Origin of the sequence: Mycobacterium celatum, from assembly GCF_002101595.1 — a bacterium.
Taxonomy (GTDB): domain Bacteria; phylum Actinomycetota; class Actinomycetes; order Mycobacteriales; family Mycobacteriaceae; genus Mycobacterium; species Mycobacterium celatum.
The window spans coordinates 41,364-67,613 of record NZ_LQOM01000025.1 but is presented as its reverse complement, the minus strand read 5'-3'; the positions used below and the strand labels follow the sequence as shown (position 1 = coordinate 67,613).

20 protein-coding genes and 1 tRNA gene are annotated in these 26,250 nt (G+C 68.0%); 4 read left to right on the top strand and 17 right to left on the bottom strand.

Going from position 1 to position 26,250, the window contains the following annotated elements; translation table 11 throughout:
- Positions 1 to 45: 45 nt before the first annotated feature.
- The 7 genes from ettA to lipQ form a co-directional block, all read right to left on the bottom strand.
- On the bottom strand, positions 46 to 1,722 hold the full coding sequence (ettA, locus tag AWB95_RS09890; protein ID WP_062538967.1) for an energy-dependent translational throttle protein EttA: 1,677 nt from the start codon (positions 1,720 to 1,722) through the stop codon (positions 46 to 48).
- 68 nt (positions 1,723 to 1,790) lie between these two features.
- Entirely contained in the window at positions 1,791 to 2,240 is a 450-nt protein-coding gene (gene ssb / locus AWB95_RS09885) for a single-stranded DNA-binding protein (RefSeq protein ID WP_062538968.1), read from the bottom strand.
- A 214-nt stretch (positions 2,241 to 2,454) separates the two neighbouring features.
- The gene (locus AWB95_RS09880; protein ID WP_085168127.1) at positions 2,455 to 4,446 is read right to left on the bottom strand and encodes a bifunctional copper resistance protein CopD/cytochrome c oxidase assembly protein; all 1,992 of its coding nucleotides are present in this window, start codon (positions 4,444 to 4,446) and stop codon (positions 2,455 to 2,457) included.
- Positions 4,447 to 4,476: 30 nt separating this feature from the next.
- Positions 4,477 to 6,816 carry a glycerol-3-phosphate 1-O-acyltransferase gene (locus tag AWB95_RS09875; RefSeq protein ID WP_062541441.1) on the bottom strand — a complete coding sequence of 780 codons (2,340 nt, stop codon included), beginning with the start codon at positions 6,814 to 6,816 and terminating at the stop codon, positions 4,477 to 4,479.
- Positions 6,813 to 8,411 carry an HAD-IB family hydrolase/lysophospholipid acyltransferase family protein gene (locus AWB95_RS09870; RefSeq protein WP_085168125.1) on the bottom strand — a complete coding sequence of 533 codons (1,599 nt, stop codon included), beginning with the start codon at positions 8,409 to 8,411 and terminating at the stop codon, positions 6,813 to 6,815. Before AWB95_RS09870 ends, AWB95_RS09875 begins: the two co-directional genes overlap by 4 nt.
- Positions 8,408 to 9,883, bottom strand: coding sequence for a wax ester/triacylglycerol synthase family O-acyltransferase (locus AWB95_RS09865; RefSeq protein WP_085168123.1), 1,476 nt, complete (start codon positions 9,881 to 9,883; stop codon positions 8,408 to 8,410). Before AWB95_RS09865 ends, AWB95_RS09870 begins: the two co-directional genes overlap by 4 nt.
- Positions 9,884 to 10,054: 171 nt before the next feature.
- Positions 10,055 to 11,314 carry an esterase LipQ gene (gene lipQ, locus AWB95_RS09860; protein WP_085168121.1) on the bottom strand — a complete coding sequence of 420 codons (1,260 nt, stop codon included), beginning with the start codon at positions 11,312 to 11,314 and terminating at the stop codon, positions 10,055 to 10,057.
- A 171-nt stretch (positions 11,315 to 11,485) separates the two neighbouring features.
- On the opposite strand from lipQ, the gene AWB95_RS09855 reads away from it, so the two are divergent.
- Positions 11,486 to 11,559: transfer RNA gene (locus AWB95_RS09855), tRNA-Arg, on the top strand.
- Positions 11,560 to 11,572: 13 nt separating this feature from the next.
- Here the strand turns inward: AWB95_RS09855 and AWB95_RS09850 are convergent.
- Positions 11,573 to 12,997, bottom strand: coding sequence for a wax ester/triacylglycerol synthase family O-acyltransferase (locus AWB95_RS09850; protein ID WP_062541651.1), 1,425 nt, complete (start codon positions 12,995 to 12,997; stop codon positions 11,573 to 11,575).
- 346 nt (positions 12,998 to 13,343) lie between these two features.
- Between AWB95_RS09850 and AWB95_RS09845 the strand changes: the two genes are divergently transcribed.
- Complete coding sequence (locus AWB95_RS09845) at positions 13,344 to 14,108, top strand: enoyl-CoA hydratase (protein WP_085168119.1); 765 nt, start codon at positions 13,344 to 13,346, stop codon at positions 14,106 to 14,108.
- On the opposite strand, the gene AWB95_RS09840 is transcribed toward AWB95_RS09845, so the two are convergent.
- The 8 genes from AWB95_RS09840 to AWB95_RS09805 form a co-directional block, all read right to left on the bottom strand.
- Complete coding sequence (locus AWB95_RS09840) at positions 14,105 to 15,241, bottom strand: dihydrolipoamide acetyltransferase family protein (RefSeq protein ID WP_085168118.1); 1,137 nt, start codon at positions 15,239 to 15,241, stop codon at positions 14,105 to 14,107. The genes AWB95_RS09845 and AWB95_RS09840 overlap by 4 nt on opposite strands.
- Positions 15,238 to 16,269, bottom strand: a complete 1,032-nt coding sequence (gene bkdB / locus AWB95_RS09835; protein WP_062538417.1) for a 3-methyl-2-oxobutanoate dehydrogenase subunit beta — start codon at positions 16,267 to 16,269, stop codon at positions 15,238 to 15,240. The genes AWB95_RS09840 and bkdB overlap by 4 nt, the downstream gene beginning before the upstream one ends.
- The gene (gene pdhA, locus AWB95_RS09830) at positions 16,266 to 17,336 is read right to left on the bottom strand and encodes a pyruvate dehydrogenase (acetyl-transferring) E1 component subunit alpha (protein WP_084706902.1); all 1,071 of its coding nucleotides are present in this window, start codon (positions 17,334 to 17,336) and stop codon (positions 16,266 to 16,268) included. The genes bkdB and pdhA overlap by 4 nt, the downstream gene beginning before the upstream one ends.
- A 90-nt stretch (positions 17,337 to 17,426) precedes the next feature.
- Positions 17,427 to 18,245, bottom strand: a complete 819-nt coding sequence (locus tag AWB95_RS09825) for an HpcH/HpaI aldolase/citrate lyase family protein (protein ID WP_062538419.1) — start codon at positions 18,243 to 18,245, stop codon at positions 17,427 to 17,429.
- Positions 18,235 to 18,726: a MaoC family dehydratase gene (locus tag AWB95_RS09820; RefSeq protein WP_062538420.1), complete on the bottom strand. Its 492-nt coding sequence runs from the start codon at positions 18,724 to 18,726 to the stop codon at positions 18,235 to 18,237. The genes AWB95_RS09825 and AWB95_RS09820 overlap by 11 nt, the downstream gene beginning before the upstream one ends.
- Positions 18,723 to 19,883: an acyl-CoA dehydrogenase family protein gene (locus AWB95_RS09815; RefSeq protein WP_085168116.1), complete on the bottom strand. Its 1,161-nt coding sequence runs from the start codon at positions 19,881 to 19,883 to the stop codon at positions 18,723 to 18,725. Before AWB95_RS09815 ends, AWB95_RS09820 begins: the two co-directional genes overlap by 4 nt.
- A gap of 3 nt (positions 19,884 to 19,886) precedes the next feature.
- Positions 19,887 to 21,866: an acetyl/propionyl/methylcrotonyl-CoA carboxylase subunit alpha gene (locus AWB95_RS09810; protein WP_062538430.1), complete on the bottom strand. Its 1,980-nt coding sequence runs from the start codon at positions 21,864 to 21,866 to the stop codon at positions 19,887 to 19,889.
- A gap of 5 nt (positions 21,867 to 21,871) precedes the next feature.
- On the bottom strand, positions 21,872 to 23,422 hold the full coding sequence (locus AWB95_RS09805) for a carboxyl transferase domain-containing protein (protein WP_062538421.1): 1,551 nt from the start codon (positions 23,420 to 23,422) through the stop codon (positions 21,872 to 21,874).
- Positions 23,423 to 23,505: 83 nt separating this feature from the next.
- Here AWB95_RS09805 and AWB95_RS09800 point away from each other — a divergent pair, with 83 nt between their 5' ends.
- Entirely contained in the window at positions 23,506 to 24,126 is a 621-nt protein-coding gene (locus AWB95_RS09800) for an SACE_7040 family transcriptional regulator (protein WP_062538422.1), read from the top strand.
- Between the two features lie 7 nt (positions 24,127 to 24,133).
- The gene (locus tag AWB95_RS09795; RefSeq protein WP_062538431.1) at positions 24,134 to 24,898 is read left to right on the top strand and encodes an MmpS family transport accessory protein; all 765 of its coding nucleotides are present in this window, start codon (positions 24,134 to 24,136) and stop codon (positions 24,896 to 24,898) included.
- Here AWB95_RS09795 and AWB95_RS09790 read toward each other — a convergent pair.
- Positions 24,895 to 26,229 (bottom strand): MFS transporter, encoded by a 1,335-nt coding sequence (locus AWB95_RS09790; protein ID WP_085168115.1) that lies wholly within the window; start codon positions 26,227 to 26,229, stop codon positions 24,895 to 24,897. The genes AWB95_RS09795 and AWB95_RS09790 overlap by 4 nt on opposite strands.
- Positions 26,230 to 26,250: the final 21 nt, after the last annotated feature.

Here is a 26,250-nt window from a genome sequence, read left to right as displayed (position 1 = left end):
ACTGCTCCCCACTACGCACGCGTACCAGCGCTGGTATCGCCGACCTTAGTCGCGGGTGAGCCTGCGATGCGTCACCCTGTGCGGACGCGCGGCCTCGGCGCCGAGCCGCTCGATCTTGTTTTCTTCGTACGCGCCGAAGTTGCCCTCGAACCAGAACCACTTGGCCTCGTTGTCGGCGTCGCCCTCCCACGCCAGGATGTGGGTACAGGTCCGGTCCAAAAACCAGCGGTCGTGCGAGATCACCACCGCGCAGCCGGGAAACTTCTCCAGCGCATTCTCCAACGAGCCCAGCGTTTCGACGTCCAGGTCGTTGGTCGGCTCGTCGAGCAGGATCAGGTTGCCGCCCTCTTTGAGGGTCAGCGCGAGGTTGAGCCGGTTGCGTTCACCGCCGGACAGCACCCCGGCGGGCTTCTGCTGGTCGGGGCCCTTGAATCCGAACGCCGAGACGTATGCCCGCGAAGGGATCTCGCTTTGACCCACCTCGATGTGGTCCAGCCCGTCGGACACGACTTCCCACACGGTTTTCTTGGGGTCGATCCCCGCCCGGGCCTGGTCGACGTAGCTGATCTTGACGGTCTCGCCGACTTTGACCGTGCCGCTGTCGGGTGGCTCGAGCCCGACGATGGTTTTGAACAGCGTGGTCTTGCCGACCCCGTTGGGGCCGATGACGCCGACGATGCCGTTGCGGGGCAGCGTGAACGACAGGTCCTTGATCAGCGTGCGGCCCTCGAAGCCCTTGTCGAGATGCTCGACCTCGACCACCACGTTGCCCAGCCGCGGGCCGGGCGGGATCTGGATTTCCTCGAAGTCGAGCTTGCGGGTCTTTTCGGCTTCGGCGGCCATCTCCTCGTAGCGCTGCAGCCTGGCCTTGCTCTTGGCCTGCCGGGCCTTGGCGCCCGAACGTACCCAGGCCAGCTCGTCCTGCAGGCGTTTTTGCAGCTTGGCGTCCTTGCGGCCCTGCACCGCCAGCCGCTCGGCCTTCTTCTGCAGATATGTGGAGTAGTTGCCCTCGTAGGGGTAGGCGCGGCCACGGTCGAGCTCGAGGATCCATTCGGCGACGTTGTCCAGGAAGTAGCGGTCGTGCGTGACCGCCAGGATCGCGCCCTGGTAGGCGGCCAGGTGCTGTTCGAGCCACTGCACGCTTTCGGCGTCGAGATGGTTGGTCGGCTCGTCGAGAAGCAGCAGGTCGGGCTTGGAGAGCAGCAGCTTGCACAACGCCACCCGGCGCCGCTCGCCGCCGGACAGGTGCGTCACCGGCTCGTCGGGCGGCGGGCAGCGCAGCGCGTCCATGGCCTGCTCGAGCTGCGAGTCGATGTCCCAGGCCCCGGCGTGGTCGAGGTCCTCTTGCAGCCGGCCCATCTCCTCCATCAGCTCGTCGGTGTAGTCGGTGGCCATCAGCTCGGCGACCTCGTTGAACCGGTCGAGCTTGACCTTGAGGTCGCCCAGCCCCTCCTCGACATTGCCGCGGACCGTTTTCGTTTCGTCCAGCGGCGGCTCCTGCTGCAGGATGCCCACGGTGGCGCCGGTGGCCAGGAAGGCATCGCCGTTGTTGGGCTTGTCCAGGCCGGCCATGATCCGCAAGACGCTCGACTTGCCCGCCCCGTTGGGGCCGACGACGCCGATCTTGGCTCCCGGCAGGAAGCTCAACGTGACGTCGTCGAGGATGACCTTGTCGCCGTGCGCCTTGCGGACCTTCTTCATCGTGTAGATGAACTCAGCCATGCAGCAGTGTTACCTCTCTGGTCTTTGTTGCCCGCCGACCATCCTATGCACGGCTGCGGTGCCGCCGTTCAGGCCGACAGCGGCAACCCGGTCTCGGCCTCGGCTTCGGCGTCGTCGACCGCGGGTTCGGACGCCGGGGGCGCCGCGGTGTCCGCTTCGACGGCGACCGTCTTCTCGACGTGGGCGATGCAGCGAGACAGGTCCGGGCCGACGGACGTCGCGCGCATCTCCAGCGTCGAGCGCCGGATGCCGTCGCGGTCCTCGTATTCGCTGGTGTGGACGTGTCCCACCACGATCACGGCCGAGCCCTTGCGCAACGACGCGCCCACGCCCGAGACCAGCCGGCCCCAGCAGTTGACGCTGACGAACAGCGAGTTGCCGGGCTCCCAGGTGCCGTCGGCGCTACGGCGGCGCGAATTGCTGGCGACGCGAAATTTCATCACCTCCTGGTCACCGACTTGGCGGCGGATCGGATCGTTGACGATGTTGCCGACGACGGTCAGCGGCGTTTCGAACATTGCTCATTCCTTTCTTCGAGGGCGTGGGTTGCTGGCACTCATTCAGCGCCGCGACACCGACAACAGAGGACAGGCTGCCTGGTGTTACCGATGAGCGTGTGGACAAAGCCGCGACTGTGGAGCAACACCACTCACGAAGCAGAAGTCACGGTCGTGATTCTGCGAGAACTACAGCCATAGCCTCTGGTTCGCGGTAAACCACGGCTAACCACGGCTAACCCCGCGGCGACGTGTCGCGACGCGCCAGTTCGGCGAGCATCGCGTTGTAGGCGGCCAGCTCGGCGTCGTCGTCGCGGTCGGCGGCGCGGTCCAGCCGCCGGGCGGTGCGCTCGTCGCTGCGGGTCCACTGCACCAGCAACGCGATCATCACGATCACGAGCGGGAATTCGCCTGCAGCCCAAGCGATTCCACCGCCAAGTCGCTGGTCGCCGAGCAGGTCGGTGTGCCAGTCCAGATGCAGCGACCGGTAGAAGCTTTCGCCGAGTACGTCGCGGGTGCTCATCAGCACCACCCCGAAGAAGGCGTGCAGCGGCAACGACGCGAACACGACGGCCACCTTGGCCAGCGGTGGGATCGGTCGCGGGGTGGGGTCGACGCCGATCACCACCCAGTAGAACAGGTAGCCGCTGAGCAGAAAGTGCACGTTCATCAGAAGATGGCCGATGTGGCTGCCCGCCGCGGCGTCGAAGATGCCGCCGAGGTAGAGCCCGTAAAACCCGCCGACGAACAGCACGGTGGCCACCACCGGGTTGGTCAGGAACCGCGACAGGCGACTGTGCAGCGCGGCCAGCAGCCATTCCCGCATGCCCGGCGGGTCGGCGGGGGGCAGCGCCCGCAACGCCAGGCTGACCGGCGCCCCCAGCACCAACAGCACCGGCACCAGCATCGACAACAACATGTGAGCGGCCATGTGCATGCTGAACATCGCCGGCATGTACCGGCCCACCCCCGACGACGTCGCGAACAGCAGCACCGCGCAGCCCAGCAACCACGAGATCGTCCGGCCCCGCGGCCAGCTGTCGCCGCGGCGGCGCAGCCGCAGCATTCCGGCCAGATACAGCCCGGCGAACACGACGGCCGCGGTGCCGAAGATCAGGTCGAACCGCCAGTCGAAGACCACCCGGGCCACCGTGGGCGGCCCCTCGAAGTCGTAGCCGATCGCGACCTCGGGTATCGAAGGATTGAGGATCGGGGGCGGTGGCGGCGGTGTGCGGCCCAGTCCGACGGCAATCCCGAAAGTCAGGCCGAACACCGCGGCCTCGATCGCCGCCAACCGGATCAGCACGCCGCGCGAGGCCGGATCCGCTTGCAGCGCAATAACTCCGGTGCGACGCTGGCGCCAGCCAGCCACGCCGAGCAGGCACAGTGCGACGACCTTGGCGATCACCAGCCGCCCGTAGCCGGTGCTCAACAGGTCGGCCGGGACAACGCGCACCAGGGCGTTGACGACGCCGCTGAAGCCCATAGCGGCAAAGCACCACAACGCCAGCGTGGAGAACCGCCGCGCGGCCAGGCCGGCGTGCTCGCCGCCGCGGATGACGTGGACCAGCAGCATCAGCAGCCCGCCGGCCCACACGCCGGCGGCCACCAAATGGATCAGCAGGCTGTTGGTAGCCAGGTCATGTGACCCGCCGGCCGACGAGTGCCCGGTCAGCCCGAGCGGCACCAAGGTGACCAGCGACCCGGCCAGCAGCAACGGCGTCGGTGACCAGCGCAGCACCGGCAGACTGGCCAGCATCACCGCGGCGGCCAGCAACGCGGTCCACCGCCACGCCGTCGCGACGTTGATCAGGCTGGCCAGTGACCAGAGCCTCACCGGGTCGAGGTGGGCGCTCAGCGGTTGGCCCGACACGTCGGAAATGGTCAGCGGGACCAGCAGGGCCGCGCACACCGCCCACACACCGGTGGCCACCGTCCCCAGCCGCAACGCCCGGTAGCCGCCGGCGTCCAGCACTCCGTTGTCCTGCGGTGGCACCAGAAACGCCGCAAACAGGAACGACCCGACGGCCAGCGCCGCCGCGATCTCCCCGGCGGCACGCACGAACGGCAGGCCCAGCGTGGTCACCGGGCCCGGATCGGGCAGCCCGGTAGCGGTCAGCGCGTCGGCCAGCGACAACGCCGCGATTCCGGCGGCGGTGCAGCCCGCCAGCGCGGCCACGCCGACCAGCAGCGGCCACACCGCCGCGCGCCGTCGCATTTCCGCCATTACTACAGCGTATGGCCGGTTATGGTGTCGCTATCGCGCCGCCCGTCGGGCCGCGACCTCACGCGCAATGAACTGATTACGCGCAATCCGCGCGACGTGGTCGAAATCCCGGAGGATTCTGCGCAGTTCACCGCGGAATGCGGTCCGCCGCTCGGCGAGGTCTGGAGCGGGCTCCAGCAGATGCTGGTCGGCGACGACTTGACGCGCCGTCGCGAACAGCAGCGTGGACACCGGCTCGCTGCTGCTCACCCGGCCCTGCGCGACGTACTGGCGGCCGACACCGAGCGCCAATTGGGTCAGTTCCTTTTCGCCGATGTCGGCGGGGGCGTCGCGCAGCACGTCGGCGACGATCTCGTACGCCTCGAAGAACACCCGCAGCATCGCATCCGACATCAGTGGTCGTTTGGCGTAGAGGATCGCGTCGATTTCGTCGCCGCCGGCGGCGACGTGGGCTTCCCAATCGGAGTGCCAGGCCATCTCTTCGGCGAGGTTGTTGCGGAACGAGGCCGAATCTGCGAAGTAGAAGTCGAATTTCAGCAGGTCGCGAAGCCGCATGGCCTGCGTCCAGAAGGCTTCCACCCGATCGCCCTCCGCATGTCCGGCGTGTGCCAGCGCCAGCTCGACGATCGAGGTCTCCAGAAAGGCGTGGATCACCGAGTTGCGGTAGAACGCCGCGGTGTGCTCATCTTCGGGTGCGATGCGCCACACCGGTTCTCGCCCGCCGTCGACGCGGGTGACCGGATGCCCATTGGACAGTGCGTCCACCGCCGCGCGGACACCCTCGGGTGTGCGCAGCCGCAACGCACTGGTGGTCACCGGGGTCTGTTTGCGTTCGAGGTAGTCCAGCGAGTCTTGCAGGGTGTGGTGCAGCTGGCCGAGGGTCAACGCCACTCCGTGCGTGGTCAGCAACAGCGCCGACACCAGTCCGGTGGCGTTCACCGGAGTCGCCCGCAGAATACGCCAGGCAACCTCGAACGACATCTTTTGCAGCGCAAGACGTTTGGCGGCCGGATCGGAGGCTGTCGGGCCGCCCGGGGGACCGAGGTACTGCCGCATCGAGACCGCTTCGGGGAAGCGGACGTAGATCTTGCCGTAGTTGCGCTCCCCCTGGGCCTTGATGAAGTTGTACAGCCATCCGACGCCCTCGGCCTTCTTCTCCGCGCCGCGCGCATAGGCGGCGTACTCGGCCGTCTCGTGCAGCTGGTCGAAGCTGATCGAAACTCCTTGCAGCAGAATGTCGTCGCTGCGGCCCTCCAGGTAGGCGTCGGCCACGTAGCTCATCAGACCGAGCTTGGGTGGCAACATCTTGCCGGTTCGCGAGCGGGTGCCCTCGATGGACCAGCTCAGGTTGAACCGCTTCTCGACGACATAGCCCACGTACTCCTTGAGCACGTACTTGTAGAGCTGGTTGTCGCCGATGTTGCGGCGAATGAAGATGACGCCGGCGCGGCGCAGCAGCGGGCCCATCACCCCGAACGCCAGGTTGATGCCGGCGAACACATGCACCGGCGGCAGCCGGTTCTCCTGCATGGCGACCGGCATGACCGCGCCGTCGATATAGGACCGGTGCGAGAAGAGCAGCACCGCCGGATGAGTCTCCAGCGCGGTGCGCATCGCCGCCACTTGATACTCGTCGTAGTCGATTTCGGGATCGAAGCCCCGACTGAGCAACCGGCCCAGCACCGACACTAGGTCCACCGACACTCGGCTCCACCCGGTTGCGAGCTCGTCGAGCATCTTGCCGGCTTCCTCGAGGGTGGCGCCCGGGATCTTTTCCAGGCCGGCGCGAAATCGTGCGGAGGCCAGTATCTCCGGCTTCACCAGACGCGGAGATTTGTATTGCGGCCCCAGGATCCGGTATTCGGCGCGTTCCAGCGCCAAGATGGCGCGACGTGTGACGAAATGCGCAAAATCCCTTGCGTTTTCGCCGACAGTGAGGTCACGCCACTGCTGGCGCAGCTCCGATACCTTCGCCGGTTCGCCGGCCACCACCCGGGCCCGCGACGGCTCGGAGCCCACCACGCGGCGCTGCTGACGCTCGTTGGGGTGGTAGGGATCGCGTCCGGGTAGCAGCGCCGCCACCCTGCTCAGCGCGGACGCACCCGCACGCGGCAGCCAGAACACCCGCACCGGCACGATCGAGCGGTCCTCGTCGGCCTCCAGCTGCTCGACGAGCTGTGCCAGCGCCGCCGGCTCGGGGTTACGCGGCGGCAGCTGCAGCACGTCGATCGTGGTGTCCGGGTAGCGTTTCCGTTGCTGCTCCAGCCAATCCGAAACCAGCTCCGCTTCCACCGGCGAGGAGATCGACGCCAACACCAGCGTGTCGTCGGTGGTGGTGAATGTGCCGATGTCGGCGGCCGGCTTTTTCATGATCGGCCCTTCGGCCGGGGTTGCGCCTTGGCGGCCTTTTTCGCAGGCGACTTGGCGGCCTTCTTCGCGGCACGCTTGCGCGGCGGCGCTTTGGTCACCCGGGTGTACAGGGCGGCTTCGGGTAGCTGGTCGACCGGCCAGTCGGCCAAGGTGTCCAAATACAGTTGGCGCACTTCGGCAATCCGGTCCGGCAGCGTGTCGACGGTCCAGTTGCTGACCGAAATCGGCGGGAACACAGCGACGTCCACCGTGCCCGGGTTCATCGTGGTGGAGTTTCGCGCGGCGACGATCTCCGCGTTGCGGATCACGATCGGCACGATCGGGATTCCGGCTGCCATCGCGATGCGGAACGGCCCCTTCTTGAAGGGCCCGACGGTGGTGGTGTCTATCCGGGTACCTTCAGGGGCGATCACAATCGACAGGCCTTTGCGCGCACGGTCTTCGACCTCGTGCAGCGACTCCACCGCGGCCGTCGGATCGTCGCGGTCGATGAAGACGGCGTCCAGCAGCTTACCGAGCGTGCCCATGATCGGGTCGCTCGCCAACTCCTTCTTGCCCACGCCAATCCAGTTGTCGCGCACCAGCGCCGCCGTAATGATCGGGTCAGCCTGGTTGCGGTGATTGAAGATGAACACCGCCGGGCGCTGCGCGGTGAGGTTCTCCGCGCCAATCACGTTGAGGTGCACGCCGCTGGCGGTCAGCAGCAGCTGCGACCAGGTGGAGGTGAAGAAGTTCACGCCCCGGCGGCGGTTACGGGTCAGCAGCCCGATCCCGACCGCGCCGGCGGCGACCGGGAACAGCGAGCCGATACCGGCGAGTGTCCGCAGCTGCGAGCGGATTCCGACGCTGCCGCGGCTGTTGAAACGCAGAATCGGCCAGCCGCGACGGCGGGCGACGGCGGCCATCTTGCCTTCAGGGTTGGTCGGGCGGGGGTTGCCGACCAGGTACATCAATGCGACGTCCTCGTCGCCGTCGGCGTAGAAATAGCTGTCTTTCAAGTCGATACCGTGCTCGGCCGCGAACTGCTGCACGGCCGCGGCCTTGCCCGGCCCCCACAGGATCGGCTTGACCACATTCCCGGTGAGGATCCCGTTCTCGTCGGTTTCGAACTTGTTGGTCAGCGTGTTGGGGATGCCAAGAAAGCGGGCCACCGGCTCGACCTGCAGTGTCAACGCGGACGAGCTGAGCACCACGGTGTGGCCGCGGGCGAGGTGGGCGCGCACCAATTCCCGCATTTCCGGGTAGATCCGGCTCTCGATTTTTTGCGCGAACAACCGCTCGCCGATCTCCTCCATGTCGGAAAGCGGGCGGCCGCGCAGCGCCTTGGACGCTGTGTGGATGAGTTGCTCGAACTCGATGCGCCCGAGTTGATGATTCAGGCCGGCCTGGATCATGCTGATCAGCTCACCGACCCCCATCTCACGGCGCCGGAACCGTTCCTGGGTGAGGATGACGCCGGTGAACCCGGCCACCAACGTTCCGTCCAGGTCGAAAAATGCGCCGATCTTGGGCCCGGGCGGACTGGCCATGATTTCGGCGACCGACCCGGGCAACCGAAGGTCGCGCGACCCCTTGCGATCCTCGGTGGCGGTCATGATCCCGACGCCGATCGGGTCGACATATCGGGTGCCTGGGCGTCGAAGGACGCGGGCACCGCATGCGGCGCGGGTTCGCCGGCCAGCGCGAGGATCTCGTCGAAACCCTCCACGAGGCATCGGGCCCACAAATCCTCATGCCGGACCGCGGCCCGGTCGTAGCGCGTGGTGATGGTGCAGCAGCCCCCGCGTGATATCAGCACGACCATCATCGCCACACCCGGCAGCGGCCCAATGCCATACTGCCGCAATATTTTTGCACCGGCCAGGTACGTGTCGCCCGGGTAGACCGGCACATTGCTGGCTTGCACGTCCGATGCGACGACCGAGCCGGTCATCGACTCGAGCAACGGCGTCGGCAACACGCTGAGCAGTGGCGCGATCGAACCGATGACGTCCATCGCGGGTTCGTCGCGCCGCTGGGTCATCTGGGCGCGAATCTTGCGCATCCGGGCCACCGGATCGGCGGTGCCGAGGGGCGCGGCCAGGTTGACGCCGGTGAACCGGTTGCCGCCCGCGGGATCGGATTCGGCCCGCAGGTTCACCGGAACCGCCATCGGCAACGTCGCGATCGGCACACCGAGTGCTTCGTGGTAGCGGCCCAGCGCGCCGCACAGCCCGGCCAGGTAGGCGTCGTTGATTGAACCGCCGCCGGCCTTGGCGGCCCGGTGCAGGTCGGACAGTGGGATGTCGATGGCCTCGGTGCGGGTGGCCAGGCTGCGCCGGCGCAGCAGCGGCGACGGCTCGGCGGCCCGGCTCATCACCCGCACGCTGGAGCGGGCGTAGCTCAGCGCCCCGGCCACGGTGGATGCCGGACGCAGCACCGCCCGGCCCACCACCGACGCCGCGCCCCACAGTGCGCCCCGCACCCCGTCGACGACGGCCTCGGGCAGATGGTTGAGGCCTTCGCGCATCAGGTCGGTGGGCGACAAATCCTGTGGAATGGGTTGCGGCGGTGGCGGCCCGGCCGGCGGATCACGCTCCAGGTCGTAGATGTGGGAGAACATCTCGACGCTGCCGACACCGTCAGTGACCGCGTGGCTCAGGTGCAGCAGCGTCGCGGCCCTGCCGTCAGCCAGGCCGTCGATCAAGGTAGCCGTCCACAGCGGACGGGCGATGTCCAGCGGCGACTGCAGCATCACCTCGGCAAGGTCGAACACCTGCCGCAGCGTGCCCGGTTCGGCGACGCGCAGCCGTCGGACATGAAAGTCCAAGTTGAAATCGGGATCTACCACCCATCGCGGCGCGGCCGTCGGCAGCGTCGGCACGACCACCTTCTGGCGCAGCCGCAACACCCGTCGCGACGCGTGTTCGAACCGGGTCCGGAACCGCTCCCAGTCCGGCGTGGTGTCGAGGATTTCCAGCGCCATGATCCCCGAGCGGGTCCGCGGGTTGGCTTCCCCGCGGTGCAGCAGATAGTCGACCGCGCCGAGCGCTGTGGGCAACCCCGCCGCGTCGACGGACTCAGCCACCGGCTCGTCTCCGTTCTGACATCGCCACTGGAGCCTCCCGTTTCGCCACTCCTACCCAAACGCTAGTCCGGTTGTCGCGATGGCGGTAGCGATTGCGAGGATCCGCATAAGGGCGATAAACGTCAGCCGACTGGTTTGCGAAATACTTTGCCCGCGCAGCGAATTGGAATTTCAGCTCGCGGGTGTGGCTTGTTTGTGCGTCACGCGACGACGCGAGCGCAGATAACGTCCGTGCACGACGCCGAAAAAGTCACCGACGGCGTCGGCCGTCAGCCGGGACCGGACGGTCCCGACGATATCGAACGCGTGGTGGGCATTTGGCAGCTCGGCATAGCACACGGTGCGGGCGCCGGCGTCGCGCAGTGCAGCGCAAAATGTTTGCGCCTGCGCGCGGGGAATGAGCGAATCGTTGGCGCCGTGCAGCACGAAAAATGGTGGAGCTTCGCTGTGCGCGTGCGATATCGGCGACGCGAATTCGAACAACCCGGGATCATCGACGTAGCGCTTTTGCATCACGAAGCGCTCCAAAAATGGCAGCATCAGCTCGTGCATTTTTTCGGCATCGGTGAAGTCGTAGACCCCGTAATACGGCGCGGCCGCCTGCACCGTGGTGTCGGCGTCTTCGAAGCCGGGCTGTAGCCGCGGGTCGTTGGCGGTGAGCGCCGCCAACGAGGCCAGGTGCGCGCCCGCCGAACCTCCGGTGACCGCGACGAAATGCGGGTCGCCGCCGTAGTCCGCGATGTTCTCGCGCACCCACGCGATGGCCCGTTTGACGTCGACGATGTGCGTCGGCCACGCCTTGCCCGGACTCTTGCTGTAGTCGATCGACACGCAGATCCAGCCGAGTTCGACCATCCGGCCCAGCAGTGGGTAGGCCTGGCCCCGTTTGCCGTTGAGGGTCCAGGCGCCGCCCGGGATTTGCACCAGCACCGGGGCCCGGCAGCCTTCGGACAAGTCCGGACGACGCCAGATGTCGAGCAGGTTGTCCCGCCCCGCCGGCCCGTAGGAGATGTCCGAGGTCTGCGACGCGTACCGACGGCGGTGGCCCGCAGCGTGCAGCAGTCCGCCGCGGCGCGCGCACTCGGCCTGATCGGTGACCGGATGCGACACCCGGTCGCGGTAGTTGGCGCCGAAAGATTCCTCGAGCGCCGCGGACAGGATGCGGTCTGCGCGTTGCGCCGCCCACGTCGTGGCGACCCGGCCCACCGACAGCGGAGTCACCCCCGACAGCGCATGCGCGGTGAGCACCTGCGGCGAAAACTCGGCGGACAGCCATCCCGCGAACCAGGCGGCCGCGAACGGCGAACCCTGCAGCAGCAGGGCAGCGGCGCGATAGGTGTCGACCGCCTCGGCGGCCAGTTGCGCGCCGTGGCGCAGCGCCAGGGCGCCGGCCCGCGAGCACTTCGTGGTCACGCTCATCGCCATGCTCATGGCAACGCCACTCCTTGACGTCGGCCCACACGTCGCCGGTCAGCGTACGTGTGTCGCGCGTCACAGGTTAGCGAATCACTAATCCCGCCAAGGGGATTTCGATCGGCGTTGCGCGTCGGGACTTGGCGTGTCGCGGCGTTGGATACACTGACCTGCGCGTAAGTCTTTCCGGCCCCCGTAGCTCAGCTGGACAGAGCGCATGACTTCTAATCTTGTGGTCGCAGGTTCGAGTCCTGCCGGGGGCACTCGTCAGGCTGATCACTGTTCGCCGTCGACGGCGAACGCGCGCGGCACCGGTTCACCCGCCAGTTTGAGTATCTCGTCGAAACCCTCACGCAGGCACCGGGCAAACAATTCCTGTTCCCGGATGGCGGCTCTGTCGTAGTTGACGGTGACGGTGCACCGGTCGCCGGCAGACAACAGCACCACGACCATTCCCACGCCGGGCACCGACGCGAGACCATGCTGCCGTAGCACTTTCGCTCCCGCGAGGTAGATATCGCCGCGGTACGAAGGCACATTGCTGGCCACCACATCGACGAATCCCCCGCTGCTCATCGCGGTCAGCAGGGCCGCCGGCAAAACGCTCACCAGGCGTGCAATCGAGTGGCTGACGTCGCGCGCGGGCTCGTTTCGGCGCTGTGTCATCTGTGCACGGATCTTGCCCATGCGAGTGACGGGATCGTCCTCGCCGACCGGGGCTGCCAGCATGACGCTACTGACCTGGTTGGCGGCGGTGAGGTCCGCTTCACCGCGCACGTTCACCGGCACCGCCATCGGCAGCGCGTCGATCGGCGCGCCAAGCGCCCGGTGATAGCGCCCCAGCGCGCCGCACAGGGCGGCCAGATAGGCGTCGTTCAAAGAACCGCCGCCGGCTTTGGCGGCGCTGTGCAGGGCGGAGAGACCGATGTCGAGCGCTTCGCTGCGGCGTACCGAGCCGCGCTGGCGCAGCAACGGTGACGGCTCGACGGGCCGGCTCATCACTCGCACCGCCGACCGGGCGTAGCCCACGCCGCCTACCAGCGCCGACACCGGATTGCGCATCAACCGGCCAACCGCGCGCAATGCGCCCCACAGCGCGCGCCGGACTCCCTCGACGAGGGCTCGGGGCTGGCGTCTGATGCCCTCCCACATCAGGTCGTCGGGGGACAGATTCTGCGGAATCGGTGCCGGAGGTGGCGACTCGCCCGGCGGATCGCGCTCCAGAGTGGGGACCTGCGCGAACATCTCGAGGGCGCCGATCCCGTCGGTGAGCGCATGGCCGATGCGGAAAAGCAGCGCAGACGTACCGTCGGCAAGGCCCTCGACCAACGTGGCGATCCACAGCGGTCGCGACGTGTCCATCGGTGACCGCAGCAGCTCGTCGGCCAGGTCGAAGACTTCCCGCGGAGTGCCAGGCTCAGGAACACGCATCCGACGCACGTGAAAGTTCACGTCGAAGTCCGGATCCACCACCCAGCGCGGTGCGGTCGTCGGGAGGGTGGGCACGACTACTTTCTGCCGCAGCCGCGGCACCCGACGGGAGGCACCTTCGAAATGGGCGCGAAACCGGTTCCAGTCCGGCACGGCGTCGAGGAAAACGACTCCCATGCTGCCCAACCGTGCATGGCTATGGGCTTCGCGCCGATGCATCAAATAGTCGGCGGGTCCCAGCTCGCTGGGCATTTCGGCGGCGTCAACCATCGTCGCGACTCCGCCCCGGTCCAATGACCTTTCTCGCCGACCACGTCACCGCCGCCGCCGCACCTTTCAACAGCGTTGGGCCGCTGCCAAGCTCAAGCTAAACCGGCCGAAGCGCGGACGGAGCTAATTGTGCGAATTTGCTGAATGGTTGAACGGATCGCCCGCTGGCCTACGACCTACATTGGAAATATGTCGAATAGCGGCCGCGGTCCGCGGTTCGGCTCGCCGGCGACACTTGCATGGCAATGAAACATGCTCCTCGACGGCGCGCTGAGCGCGGGTCGCCGATGGCAATCCTACTACTCTGAGCTCGCCTGGCCGGATGTTTAGCTCGCGGAGGTGGCACATGGCCCAGCCCGATCTGGTTCTCTACCGCGCCGATGACCGCGTCGCGCTGATCACCGTCAACGATCCGGAACGGCGTAACGCCGTCACCGCCGCGATGTCGGCCCAGTTGCGGGCCGCGGTCGAGCGGGCCGAGGCAGATCCGGACGTGCACGCCGTCGTGGTCACCGGGGCCGGCAAGGCGTTCTGCGCAGGTGCCGACCTCAGCGCCCTGGGCGAAGCCGCCGAGGAAGGGCTGCTGGCCCTCTACGACGGGTTCATGGCCGTCGGCAAGTGCACGCTGCCGACGATCGCGGCGGTCAACGGCGCGGCGGTCGGCGCCGGGCTGAACCTGGCGCTGGCCGCCGATGTGCGCATCGCCGGGCCGGCCGCGTTGTTCGACGCCCGCTTCCAGAAGCTTGGCCTGCACCCCGGCGGCGGTGCGACGTGGATGCTGCAGCGCGCCGTGGGTCCGCAAGTCGCCCGCGCCACCTTGCTGTTCGGTATGCGCTTCGACGCGGAATCCGCTGTGCGCCATGGCCTTGCGCTGTCCGTTGCCGACGACCCGGTGGCCGCTGCGCTGGAACTAGCGGCCGGGCCCGCTGCGGCGCCGCGGGAGGTGGTGCTGGCGACCAAGGCCACCATGCGCGCCACCGCCAGCCCCGGATCGCTCGACGACGAGCAGCATGAACTGGCCAAGGACACCGAGCTGGGCCCGCAGGCCGCGTCGATCCGCTCACCGGAGTTCGCGGCCCGGCTGGCCGCCGCCCGGGGCAACAACGCCTAAAGGTCCAGCAGCGCCGTCTCCGGTGACTCGAGGAGGCCCCGTAGCTCGCCCAGGAACGCGGCGACCTGCGCGCCGTCGGCAACGCGGTGGTCGAATGCGCAGGTCAAGGTCATCTGGGGGCGCACGACGACCTGGTCGTCGAGGGCCATCGGCCGCGGCTTGAGCGAGCCCATGCCCAGGATGGCCGCCTCCGGATAGTTGATCACCGGCACGCCCTCGTCGAGTCCGAGCGCGCCGAAGTTCGACACGGTGAACGTGGAGCCTCTCAGCTGCGCGGGCTTCAGCGTGCCGGCGCGCGCCTGTTCGGTCAGCCGGGCCACCGTGTCGGCGAGCTGCCTGGTGGTCATCTGCTGCGCGTCGGCGACGACGGGCACCAGCAGACCCCGGGGTGCGGCGACCGCGAAACCCAGATGCACCGCGTGGTGACTGCGCACCTGCGGGCCGTCGGGCCCGTCGACCCAGGTGGAGTTGAGGATCGTGTGGTGCTGCAGCGCGAGGGCCACGAACCGCAGGGTGAGCGCGAACGGCGTGACCTGCAGTCGCTCGTGCAGCCGCACCAGATTGGTGCAGTCGGCCTGCACGCTGGCATGGGCGTCGGGAATCTGGCTGCGGGCCAACGTCATTCGTTGGGCCATCTCGGCCTGCACGCCGCGCACCGGCAACACGTCGTAGGCGACGTCCGTGTGTTCGGCCGCCGCGAGTACGGCCTCGCGACTGATCAGGCCGTCGGGACCGGGCGGCACGCGGGCCAGGTCGACACCCAGCTCGGCGGCCAGTTTGCGCACCGGCGGCTTGGCTTTCGGGCGCCTGCTCGCGTCGAGCGTGTGATCGGCGCCGTATCCCACGAGCACCGGTGTGCGCGTGGGTGATTCACCGTTCGATGCGGTATCAGACAGGGTGTCGATCCGCACCAGCAGCGCGCCGACCGGCAGCACGTCGCCTTCGGCGCCATGCGTTTCGACGATTCGGCCCGCGTACGGGCTCGGGATTTCGACTTCTGCCTTGGCAGTCTCCACCGAGCACAGCGGCTGGTTGATTTCGACGTCGTCACCGACGGCGACGTTCCAGCTCGACAGCGTCACCTCCTCGAGCCCTTCGCCGAGATCCGGGACGACGAACGGTTTGACGCTCACGGAAGCTCCAGGGCTCGCTCGACGCAGTCCATCAGCCGGTCGGGCCCGGGCAGCCACAGCTTCTCGAGCCGCGCCGGCGGGTAGGGGGTGTCAAACCCGCACGCGCGCAACACCGGAGCCTCCAATTCGTAAAACATCTCCTCTTGGATGCGGGCAGCCAGCCCGGCGCCATAACCCAGGCTTCGCGGTCCCTCGTGCAGTACCACGCAGCGCCCGGTGCGGCGGATCGACGCGGCCACGGTGTCGAAGTCCAGCGGCACCAGCGACCGCAGGTCGACCACTTCCAGACTCCAACCCCGTTGGGCCGCAGCCATTTCCGCGGTGGACAACGCCGTGGCCACCAAACCGCCGTACGTCAGCACGGTGACGTCGGTGCCGTCACGGCGCACCACCGCCTGCCCGATCGGTGGCCCGGGCTGCTGGGTGTCGACGACCTCGCGGCCCCAGTAGCGCCGCTTGGGCTCTAAGAACATCACCGGGTCCGGACAGTTGATGGCATGGCGCAAAAGCCAATACGCGTCCGACGGCGACGACGGGACCACGACCTTCAAGCCGGCGGTGTGCGCCCAGTACGACTCGGTGGACTCCGAATGGTGTTCGACCGCACCGATTCCGCCGAACGACGGGATCCGCACGGTGACCGGCATGTCGATTTCGCCGCGGGTGCGGGTGCGGTACTTGGCCAGATGGCTGACTATCTGGTCGAACGCCGGGTAGGCGAAGCCGTCGAACTGGATCTCCGGCACGGGCTTGAATCCGCGCAGCGCCAGGCCCACCGCGATGCCGATCACCGCGGACTCCGCCAGCGGGGTGTCGAAGCAGCGGTCGGAAGCGAACGTCTCGGCCAGCCCCTCCGTGACCCGGAACACGCCGCCCTGGGCCGCGACGTCCTCCCCGAACACCAGCACCCGATCGTCGGCGGCCATCGCGTCGTGCAGCGCGCGGTTGAGCGCGGCCACCATGGTCAGCGTCTGCTCGGCACCTGGCAATGTCGCGGCGCGAGTGGGCGGTTCGACGATCTGCGTCATCGCGGCTCCTCCCCCAGTTCCACCCGCAGATCTCGGCGCTGCGCCTCCAACGCGGGCGTCATCTCCGCGTAGACCGTGGTGAACACCTCGTCGATGTCGACGTCGGACGCGCCGAACAGCGTGTCGCGCAACTCGGCACACAGCCGCCGGGACCGCGCCGCCACCCGATCGGCAAGCCGCTCCGACCACAGCCCCCGGCCCTCAAGATAGGCCCGGTAACGCGGAATCGGGTCCAGCGCCAGCCAGTGCTCGAGTTCGTCACGGCTGCGGTAGCGCGTCGGGTCGTCGGATGTGGTGTGCGGGCCGAGCCGATAGGTGACCGCCTCGATCAGTGTCGGACCGCCGCCGGCCCGGGCCCGGGCGGACGCCTCGGCCATCAGCGCATAGCAGGCCAGCACGTCATTGCCGTCCACCCGAATGCCCGGCATCCCATAGCCGATCGCCTTGTGCGCGATCGACGGCGCAATGGTCTGCCGGCACAGCGGCACCGAGATCGCCCACTGGTTGTTCTGCACGTAGAACACACACGGCGCACCGAAGACAGCCGCGACGTTTAACGCCTCGTGCACGTCGCCCTCGCTGGTGGCGCCGTCGCCGAGGAAGGCGACCGTCATGGAATCCTCGCCGAGGCGCTGCGCGGCCATCGCCGCCCCGACGGCGTGCAACGCGTGTGTGCCGACCGGAATCGAGATCGGAGCGCAACATTTTTTGATGAATTCCAGGCCGCCGTGCCACGTTCCGCGCCACATGGCGCCGACGTGGCTGGCCGGGATGCCGCGCACCAGGAACGCACCCAACTCGCGATACTGCGGGAACAGCCAGTCCGACTTACGTAGACAGGCCGTCGCCCCCACCTGCGCCGCCTCCTGGCCGCGGCATGGCGCATACAAAGCCAATTCACCCTGGCGCTGCAAGTTGACCAGCTCGGTGTCCAGATCGCGGGTGACCACCATCATCTCGTAGAGCCAGCACAGGGTTTCGTCCGGAAGCTCACGGCTGTAACGGTCTTCAGCGGTCGGCGTCCCATCCGGCGCGACGAGTTGCACCGGATCGAGGTCGACAGTCATCGGGCTCTGGGCAAGCTCGGCCACACCGCCTCCTTCCCGCGGTCACGCGGGTGCGCGGCGGGTCAGAGCAAACCCGGACGACCGGGACTGCTACGAGCCGGAGTCAGTCGCCAGCTGCACGATTCGCTCGGCTCGCCGCAACACTGGCGCATCTACCATTATGCCTTCAAATGCGAAGACACCGCGTTCATCGGCGGCCGCGGCGAGCACGTGTCGCGCCCACTGCACTTGGTCCGGCGTCGGGGCGTAGCCGGCCCGGATCACCGGCACCTGGCTGGGATGGATAGCAACCTTCGCGTCGAACCCGACCGCCACCGCGTCGTCGACCTCGGCGCGCAGCCCGTCGAGATCCTTGATGTCGAGGTAGACCGAATCCAGCGCCAGACGGCCGTAGGCCTTGGCGGCGAGCAGCGACTGCGACCGGACGTGGCGGGCCACCTCCCGGTAGGTGCCGTCCGGGTAGCGGTTGGCGGTGCCGCCCAGCACGGCGAACAGGTCCTCCGCTCCCCACATCGCCGCGACGGCGTTGTCGGCACGGACGTTGTCGGTGACGGTCAGCGCGCCCAGCGGCGACTCGACGAGCACGACGACGTCCAGCGGTGCCAGCGCGGTGACCTGTTCGGGCGCTTCGCATTTGGGAAGCATCACGGTGTCGTAGCTTGTGCGGGACAGGGCGTCGAGGTCTTTGGCTTGGTCGTCCGTGCCGAACGGGTTGACGCGCACCACGGTGCGGGCCGGGTCGAGAGCAACGTCGACAAGGGCTTTGCGCGCGGCCGCCCGATCTGCGGCAGCACATCCATCTTCCAGGTCGAGTATCACGACATCGGCTGCAGCAGCTGCCTTTTCGAACCGCTCCGGCCGATCGGCCGGGCAGAACAGCCACGCCGGGCCCGGGTTGTCAAGCGTCATCGGCCGGCCTCATGCGCACCAGGGTTTTGCGTGTCGCGGTGGCGACGACGTCGCCGTGCTGGTTGCGCCCAGTGTGGGCGAACGTGAGGATGCCCTCCCCTGGGCGGCTCTTGGATTCCCGTTTGCCGGTGATCACGGTCTCGGCGTACAGTGTGTCGCCGTGGAAAAGTGGCTTGGGGAAGGCGATTTCGGAGAATCCGAGGTTGGCGACGATGGTGCCCTGGGTCAGTTGCGCGACGGACAACCCGACCAGTGTCGACAGCGTGAACATCGAGTTGACCAGCCGCTGGTGGAACGGTGGCAGCGCGTCGGAAAACGCGGCGTCCAGGTGCAGCGCTTGGGTGTTCATCGTCAACGTGGTGAACAACACGTTGTCGGCCTCGGTGATCGTGCGGCCGGGGCGGTGCAGATAGCGCACCCCGATCTCGAATTCCTCGAACCACAGCCCGCGCTGGACTACGGCGCGCTGCTCCTCCGTCACAATCCCACCTCTCTGGCGATCACCATCAGTTGCACTTCGCTGGTCCCTTCACCGATTTCCAGGATCTTGCTGTCCCGGTAATGCCGAGCGACCGGGAACTCGTTGATGAACCCGTAGCCGCCGTGGATCTGGGTGGCGTCGCGGGCGTTGTCCATGGCGGCCTCGCTGGCCACCAACTTGGCGATCGCTGCCTGCTTCTTGAAGGGCTTACCGGCCAGCATCAGAGCCGCGGCGTCGTAGTAGGCGGTGCGGGCCGTGTGCGCACGGGCCTCCATCCGGGCGATGGTGAACTCGATGGCCTGATAGCGGGCGATCGGTTGACCGAATGCCTCACGCTCGCGGGCATACTTGATGCTCTCGTCCACGCAGCCCTGCGCGGCGCCGGTGGACAGCGCGGCGATCGCGATTCGGCCCTCGTCGAGGATGCGCAGGAAGTTGGCATAGCCGCGGCCGCGTTCGCCGAGCAGGTTTTCCTGCGGCACTCGCACGTCTTCGAACGTCAGCGGATGGGTGTCGGAAGCCTTCCAGCCCACCTTGTCGTAGGCCGGTTCGACGGTGAAACCCGGTGTGGGCACCGGTACCAGGATCGACGAGATCTCCTTGCGGCCACCCTGTTCACCGGTGACGGCGGTGACGGTGACCAGCTTCGTGATGTCCGTGCCGGAGTTGGTGATGAACTGCTTGGATCCGTTGATCACCCAGTGCCCGTCGTCGAGGCGGGCGGTGGTCTTGGTGGCGCCGGCGTCGCTGCCACCGCCCGCCTCGGTCAGCCCGAACGCGCCGAGCGCGCGGCCACTGGCCAACTGCGGCAACCACTCTCGCTTCTGCTCTTCGGTGCCGAACCGGTAAATCGGCATGGCACCCAGCGACACCCCGGCCTCCAGCGTGATCGCCACGCTTTGGTCCACCTTGCCCAGTTCCTCGAGCGCCAGGCACAACGCGAAGTAGTCGCCGCCCATGCCGCCCCACTCTTCGGGGAACGGCAGGCCGAACAGCCCCATCTCGGCCATGCCGGCCACCACCTCGTAGGGGAAAGAGTGCTCGGCGTCGTGGCGGGCAGCGACCGGCGCGACCACGCTCTGCGCGAAGTCGCGGACCGTCTTGGCCAACTGCTGGTACTCGTCGGGAAGCGTCCCGGTGGCAATAAAGTCAGGCACAGCTTAGCCTTTCGTGTTCGCCTTGATCCGGGCCAGCGGCTGGCCTACCTTGACCTGGTCGCCGACCGCGACGAGAAGCTCCACGACGCCGTCGACGGGCGCCGTCAGCGCATGTTCCATCTTCATCGCCTCGACGGTGACAATCATCGCCCCGGTCTGCACGTCGACGCCGTCGTCGACCCCTACTGCGACGACCGATCCCGGCATCGGGCTGGTCAATTCGGCGTCGCCGCTGTGCGCGTCGTCGGGGCGCACCGGCGCTTCCCGCACCTCCTCGAGCACGGCGGTGGTCCCGGCACCGTGCAGCCAGATCTGGTGCTCCGCCGACGCGACGGCGTACTCCGTTCGCACGCCGTCGAGTGTCAGCACCAGCCGCCCGTCCGCCAGATGTGCTTGCAGCGAATGGTTTTCGTCGTCTTCGATGCGAGCAGCCGCGTCGGCGGGGGTGCCGGTGATGTACACGTGGTCGGTGCGTTCGCCGGCCCGCAGCCGCACACTGACGGGTGCGGCGGCGCCGACGCGCCAGCCGGACGGCACCTGCCACAGGTCGGCGCCGGGCGCCGGCCACAGCCGCAGCCACCGGTAGGCTGCCGCGGCGATGAAGTGTTCGTCTGACGGCGGCGCCGCGACGAAATCGCCGGCCCTCCGGTCCAGCAGCCCGGTGTCCAACCGCCCGGCGACGACGTCGGGATCGGTCAGCAGGAACCGGGCGAACTCCACATTGGTCACCACACCGAGCACTGCGGTGTCGGCCAGCGCCCGGTCCAGCGCTCTCAGCGCGGCGGGACGGTCGGCGGCGTGGGCGATCACCTTGGCCAGCATCGGATCGTACTGGCTGCCGACCACCATCCCGGCCGACAGACCCGAATCCACCCGCACCCCAGGGCCTTTCGGCTCCACCTGCGTCAGCACGTCGCCGCCGGTCGGCAGGAATCCGCGGGCCGGGTCCTCGGCGTAGATCCGGGCTTCGATCGCATGACCGTGCAGGGTGATGTCGGATTGGGTAGCGGTCAGCTTCTCCCCCGCGGCGATGCGGACCTGCCACTCGACCAGGTCCCAGCCCGTGACCATCTCGGTGACCGGGTGCTCGACCTGCAAGCGGGTGTTCATCTCCATGAAGAAGAACTCCTCCGGCTTGTCGGCGGAGACAATGAATTCGACCGTGCCGGCCCCGGTGTAGTCCACACTGCGCGCGGTGTCACAGGCGGCGGCGCCGATCCGGGCCCTCGTCGTCGCGTCCAGCAGCGGCGACGGCGCCTCCTCGACGACCTTCTGGTGCCGCCGCTGCAGGCTGCACTCCCGTTCGCCGAGGTGTACCACGTTGCCGTAGGTATCGGCCAGCACCTGGACCTCGATGTGTCTGGGCCGCAGCACGAATCGTTCCAGGAACAGTGTGTCGTCGCCGAAGGCGGCGGCTGATTCGCGGCGGGCACTGGTCAGTGCGGCGGGCAGGTCCGCGGCCCGTTCGACCAGCCGCATGCCCTTGCCGCCGCCGCCGGCCGACGGCTTGACCAGCACCGGGTAGCCGACCTCCTCGGCGGCGGCGATCAGTTCGGCGTCGGTCAACCCGGGCCGGGCAATGCCGGGCACTACCGGAACCCCGAACTCCGACACCGTCGCTTTGGCGGCGATCTTGTCGCCCATCGTCTGGATCGCTGTGGTGGGCGGGCCGATGAAGGTCAACCCGGCGGACGCCAACGCCGAAGCGAAATCCGCGTTCTCCGAGAGGAAGCCGTATCCGGGGTGTACCGCCTGCGCCCCGGTGCGCACCGCAGCGTCGACGACCGCGGCGATGTTGAGATAGCTGTCGCGGGCGGGTGGCGGCCCGATGCGTACCGCGACGTCCGCCTCGGCGACGTGACGTGCGTTGGCGTCGGCGTCGCTGTACACCGCGACCGATCGGATGCCCATCGCCTTCAACGTGCGGATCACCCGGACGGCGATCTCCCCGCGGTTGGCGACCAGAACCGTGTCGAAGCCCATCACCCTCACATCCTGAACACGCCGTAAGAGACCGGCTCGACGGGCGCGTTGGCGACGACCGAAAGAGCAAGGCCTACAACGGTCCTGGTGTCGGCAGGGTCGATCACGCCGTCGTCCCACAGCCGGGCCGTCGAGTAGTACGGGTTGCCCTGGTGTTCGTATTGCGCACGGATGGGCGCCTTGAACGCCTCTTCCTGTTCGGCCGTCATCTCCCCGCGCACCGTCGCCAGCACCGATGCGGCCTGCTCGCCGCCCATCACCGAGATCCGCGCGTTCGGCCACATCCACAGGAATCGCGGCGAATACGCCCGCCCGCACATGGAATAGTTACCCGCCCCGTAGGAGCCGCCGATCACCACTGTCAGCTTGGGCACCCGCGCGCAGGCCACCGCGGTGACCATCTTGGCGCCGTGTTTGGCGATACCGCCGGCCTCGTAGTCGCGGCCCACCATGAAGCCGGAGATGTTCTGCAGAAACAGCAGCGGCACCATCCGCTTGTCGCAGAGTTCGATGAAATGTGCGCCTTTCAAAGCTGATTCGCCGAACAGCACGCCGTTGTTGGCGACGATCCCGACCGGGTGGCCGTGGATGCGGGCGAATCCGGTGACCAGCGTGGTGCCGTATTCGGCTTTGAATTCGCCGAATTCGCCGCCGTCGACGATGCGGGTGATCACCTGGTGTACGTCGTAGGGAATCCGGGGGTCGACGGGCACCACGTCGTAGAGCTCGGTCTGCTCGGCGATGGGGTCGACGGTCGGCAAGACGTCCCATGCCCGCGGCTGGCCGGGGCCCAGGGTTGCGACGATGCGCCGGATGATGCTCAGCGCGTCGCGGTCGTCGTGGGCGAGATGGTCGGTGACGCCGGAGGTTTTGGAGTGCAGGTCGCCGCCGCCGAGCTCCTCGGCGGTGACCACCTCTCCGGTGGCGGCCTTCACCAGCGGCGGGCCGCCGAGGAAGATCGTGCCCTGGTTGCGCACGATCACGGCCTCGTCGCTCATCGCCGGAACGTACGCCCCACCGGCAGTACACGATCCGAGCACGGCGGCAATCTGCGGAATGCCCTCGGCGCTCAGCTTGGCCTGGTTGTAGAAGATCCGGCCGAAATGCTCACGGTCGGGAAACACCTCGTCCTGTCGCGGCAGGAACGCGCCGCCGGAGTCGACCAGGTAGATGCAGGGTAGCCGGTTCTGGCCCGCGATCTCCTGTGCCCGTAGGTGTTTCTTGACCGTGATCGGGTAGTAGGTGCCGCCTTTGACCGTGGCGTCATTGGCCACGATCATGCATTCGCGGCCGGAGACCCTGCCGATGCCGGTGATGATGCCCGCGCCGGGACACTCGTCGTCGTACATGCCGTTGGCGGCCAGCGGCGCCACCTCCAGCAGTGGGCTGCCGGGATCGAGCAGTCCGTCGACCCGGTCGCGCGGCAGCAGCTTGCCGCGGCCCACGTGACGCTCGCGGGCGCGTTCCGGCCCGCCCAGCGCGGCCGCGGCCAGCTTCTCGCGAAGCTGCGCCACCAATGCTTGGTGCGCATCGCGATTCGCCGCTGAAGAAGTCACCCGCTGCCCGCCGAATTTCGGTTAATGACGACTAACTCATGCTATGTTAGTGGAGATTAACCGAGCTGTCCAGGAGGCCGTTCATGACACCGTCTGCTCCAGCTGACAACCGCCGCAGTCGGCTGAAGTCCGACCGGCGGGCGCAGCTGCTGGTTGCAGCCGAGCGGCTGTTCGCCGAGCGCGGGTTTTTGGCGGTGCGGCTGGAGGACATCGGCGCGGCCGCCGGCGTCAGCGGTCCGGCCATCTATCGGCACTTCCCGAACAAAGAGTCTCTGCTGGTCGAGTTGCTGGTGGGCATCAGCACCCGGCTGCTGGTCGGCGCCCGAGAGGTGAAGTCCCGCAGCGCTGACCCCGCCGAGGCTCTCGACGGCCTGATCGACTTCCATCTCGAATTCGCCTTGGGTGAACCCGATTTGATCCGCATCCAGGACCGCGACCTCGCGCATCTGCCCGCTGCCGCCGAGCGCCAGGTGCGACGCGCGCAGCGACAGTACGTCGAGGTGTGGGTGGATGTGCTGCGCGAGCTGGAACCCGGCCTCGCCGAGGCCGACGCCCGGCTGATGGCGCACGCCGTGTTCGGGTTGCTGAACTCGACCCCGCACAGCCTCAAGCGCGCCGAGAGCAGGGCCGCGCGGTCGCGCACGGTGATGCGGGCGATGACCGTCGCCGCGTTGACCGCCAGGGCAGGTACCCTGCCAGGGTGAGGTGGGCATGAACGATCCGCGTCGATCCGAGTACACCCGTCCGGCTCGGCCCGGCGGCGAACCGACCGAACGGCTCCGTCAGCCCTACCCGCCGTACAGCGACCCGGCCTACGCCGGTCAACCGCCCTACGGACCGCCCCCCTACCAGGGTCTTCCGCCGCGTCCCGGACCGACCGAGACCAACCCGACCGAGAAGTTGCCGCAGTATTGGCTGCAGGACCAGACGCCGGATCAGCCGACCACGCCTCCGGCCGGGCGGCCGAGGCCACCTCGCTGGTTGTGGGTCGCCGCGGCGGCAGCGGCGTTGCTGGTCGCCGCGCTCGTCATCGCACTGGTGATCGCCAACGGCGCCGCCAGAAAACAGACCACGGTCGCACCGCTGCCCGCGATGCCGGGTTCCAAGACCTCCGGGTCGGCGGCGTCGCCGTCGACAACCACATCGGCGCCCGGCGCCACCACCTCGACGTCCGAGCCTCCGGAATCGAGCGAGACCACCAGTGCCGCCGGCGAAGAGGCCGTCGTCTACAACGTCAGCGGGGAGGGCCGGGCGATCAGCATCACCTATGTCGACACCGGCGGCGTGATGCAGACCGAGTTCAACGTGGCGCTGCCGTGGAGCAAACAAGTCAGCCTGCCCAAGTCCGGCGATCGCAAGGCCAACGTCACGATCATCAACATCGGCAACAAGGTCACGTGCACGGTCACCGTGGCCGGTGTCCAGGTGCGCGAGCACACCGGCTCGGGTTTGACCGTCTGCGACGCTCCCTCTTAACCGGCGCTTTGCGGCACGACGGCGGCGCGGCGCGGTGCGCGCACCATCACCATGGCCGCCAGCCCGATGCCGAGGACCAGGCACAGCCCGCCCATCCCGGCGCGGACCGCGCCGAACACGTCGACGAAGACCGAAAACAGCCACGGCGCAAGGAAAGACACCGCCCGCCCGGTCATCGTGTAGAGCCCGAACGCCACACCTTCCTTGCCGTGTTTGGACATTCGCAGCAGCAGCGTGCGCGCCGAAGCCTGCGCCGGCCCGATGAACAGGCACAGCAGAAGCCCGCACGCCCAGAACGCGCGTGGACCCGACAACGTCATCAAGACGAGCCCCATCGTGATGATCGCGGCCAGTGACCCCACGATGACGGTCTTGGAGCCGAGCCGGTCGTCGACCAGCCCGCCCAGCACCGCGCCGAATGCGGCGACCACGCTGGCGGCCACTCCGAAGATCAGCACGTTGGCCTGCGAGATGCCGTACACATTCACGCCGAGGACAGCACCGAAGGTGAACACCCCGGCCAGACCGTCCCGAAAGACGGCGCTGGCCAGCAGGAAGTACACCAGGTTATGGTCGCGCCGCCATTCGGCGGTCAGGTCGGCCCACAGTCTGCGGTAGCCGCCCAGTACGCCGGCGACGGGCGGCACGGTCTCGGTGGATGCCGGCAGCCGGTGGGCGGTCAGCAGCAGCGGCAGGGCCAGCAGCGCCAGCCACGCGGCGGCGAGCAGCATCGCGGCGCGCACGTTCATGCCGTCGACGCTGGGCAGGTGCAGCAGACCGTGGGCGTCGCCTTTGCCGGAGATGAAGCCCAGGTAGACGACCAGCAGCAGCACGACGCTGCCGACATAGCCGGCGGCCCAGCCGAACCCGGAGATCCGTCCGGAGGTCTGCGGGGTGGACAGCTGACGCAGCATCGCGTTGTACGGGACGCTGGCGAGGTCGCCGCAGGCAGCGGTGCCGGCCAGCAGCGCCAGGCCGGGCCACAGGTAGGCGGGTTGGTCGCGGATGAGGCTCATTGCGCTGGTCAGGACGACGGCGAGCACGGTCATCAGCATCAGTGCCGTGCGCCGGCGGCGCGGGGATTCCACCCAGACGCCGATGACCGGTGCGAGCAGCGCGATGGTCAGCCCGGCGACGGCCAGTGCGCGTCCCAGCCAGCTGGCCGGTGAGCTGCCGCCGGGCATGCCCTCGCCAACGGTGCTGGTCAGATACACCGAGAACACGAAGGTCACCACGATCGCGCTCACGCCGGTGGCACCGCAGTCCCACAGTGCCCACGCCAGCACCCCGGATCGCCCGGGTGCGTGCCCGCCCGGCTCCGGGTTGCTCATGCTGGGAGGGTAACCGCTGGT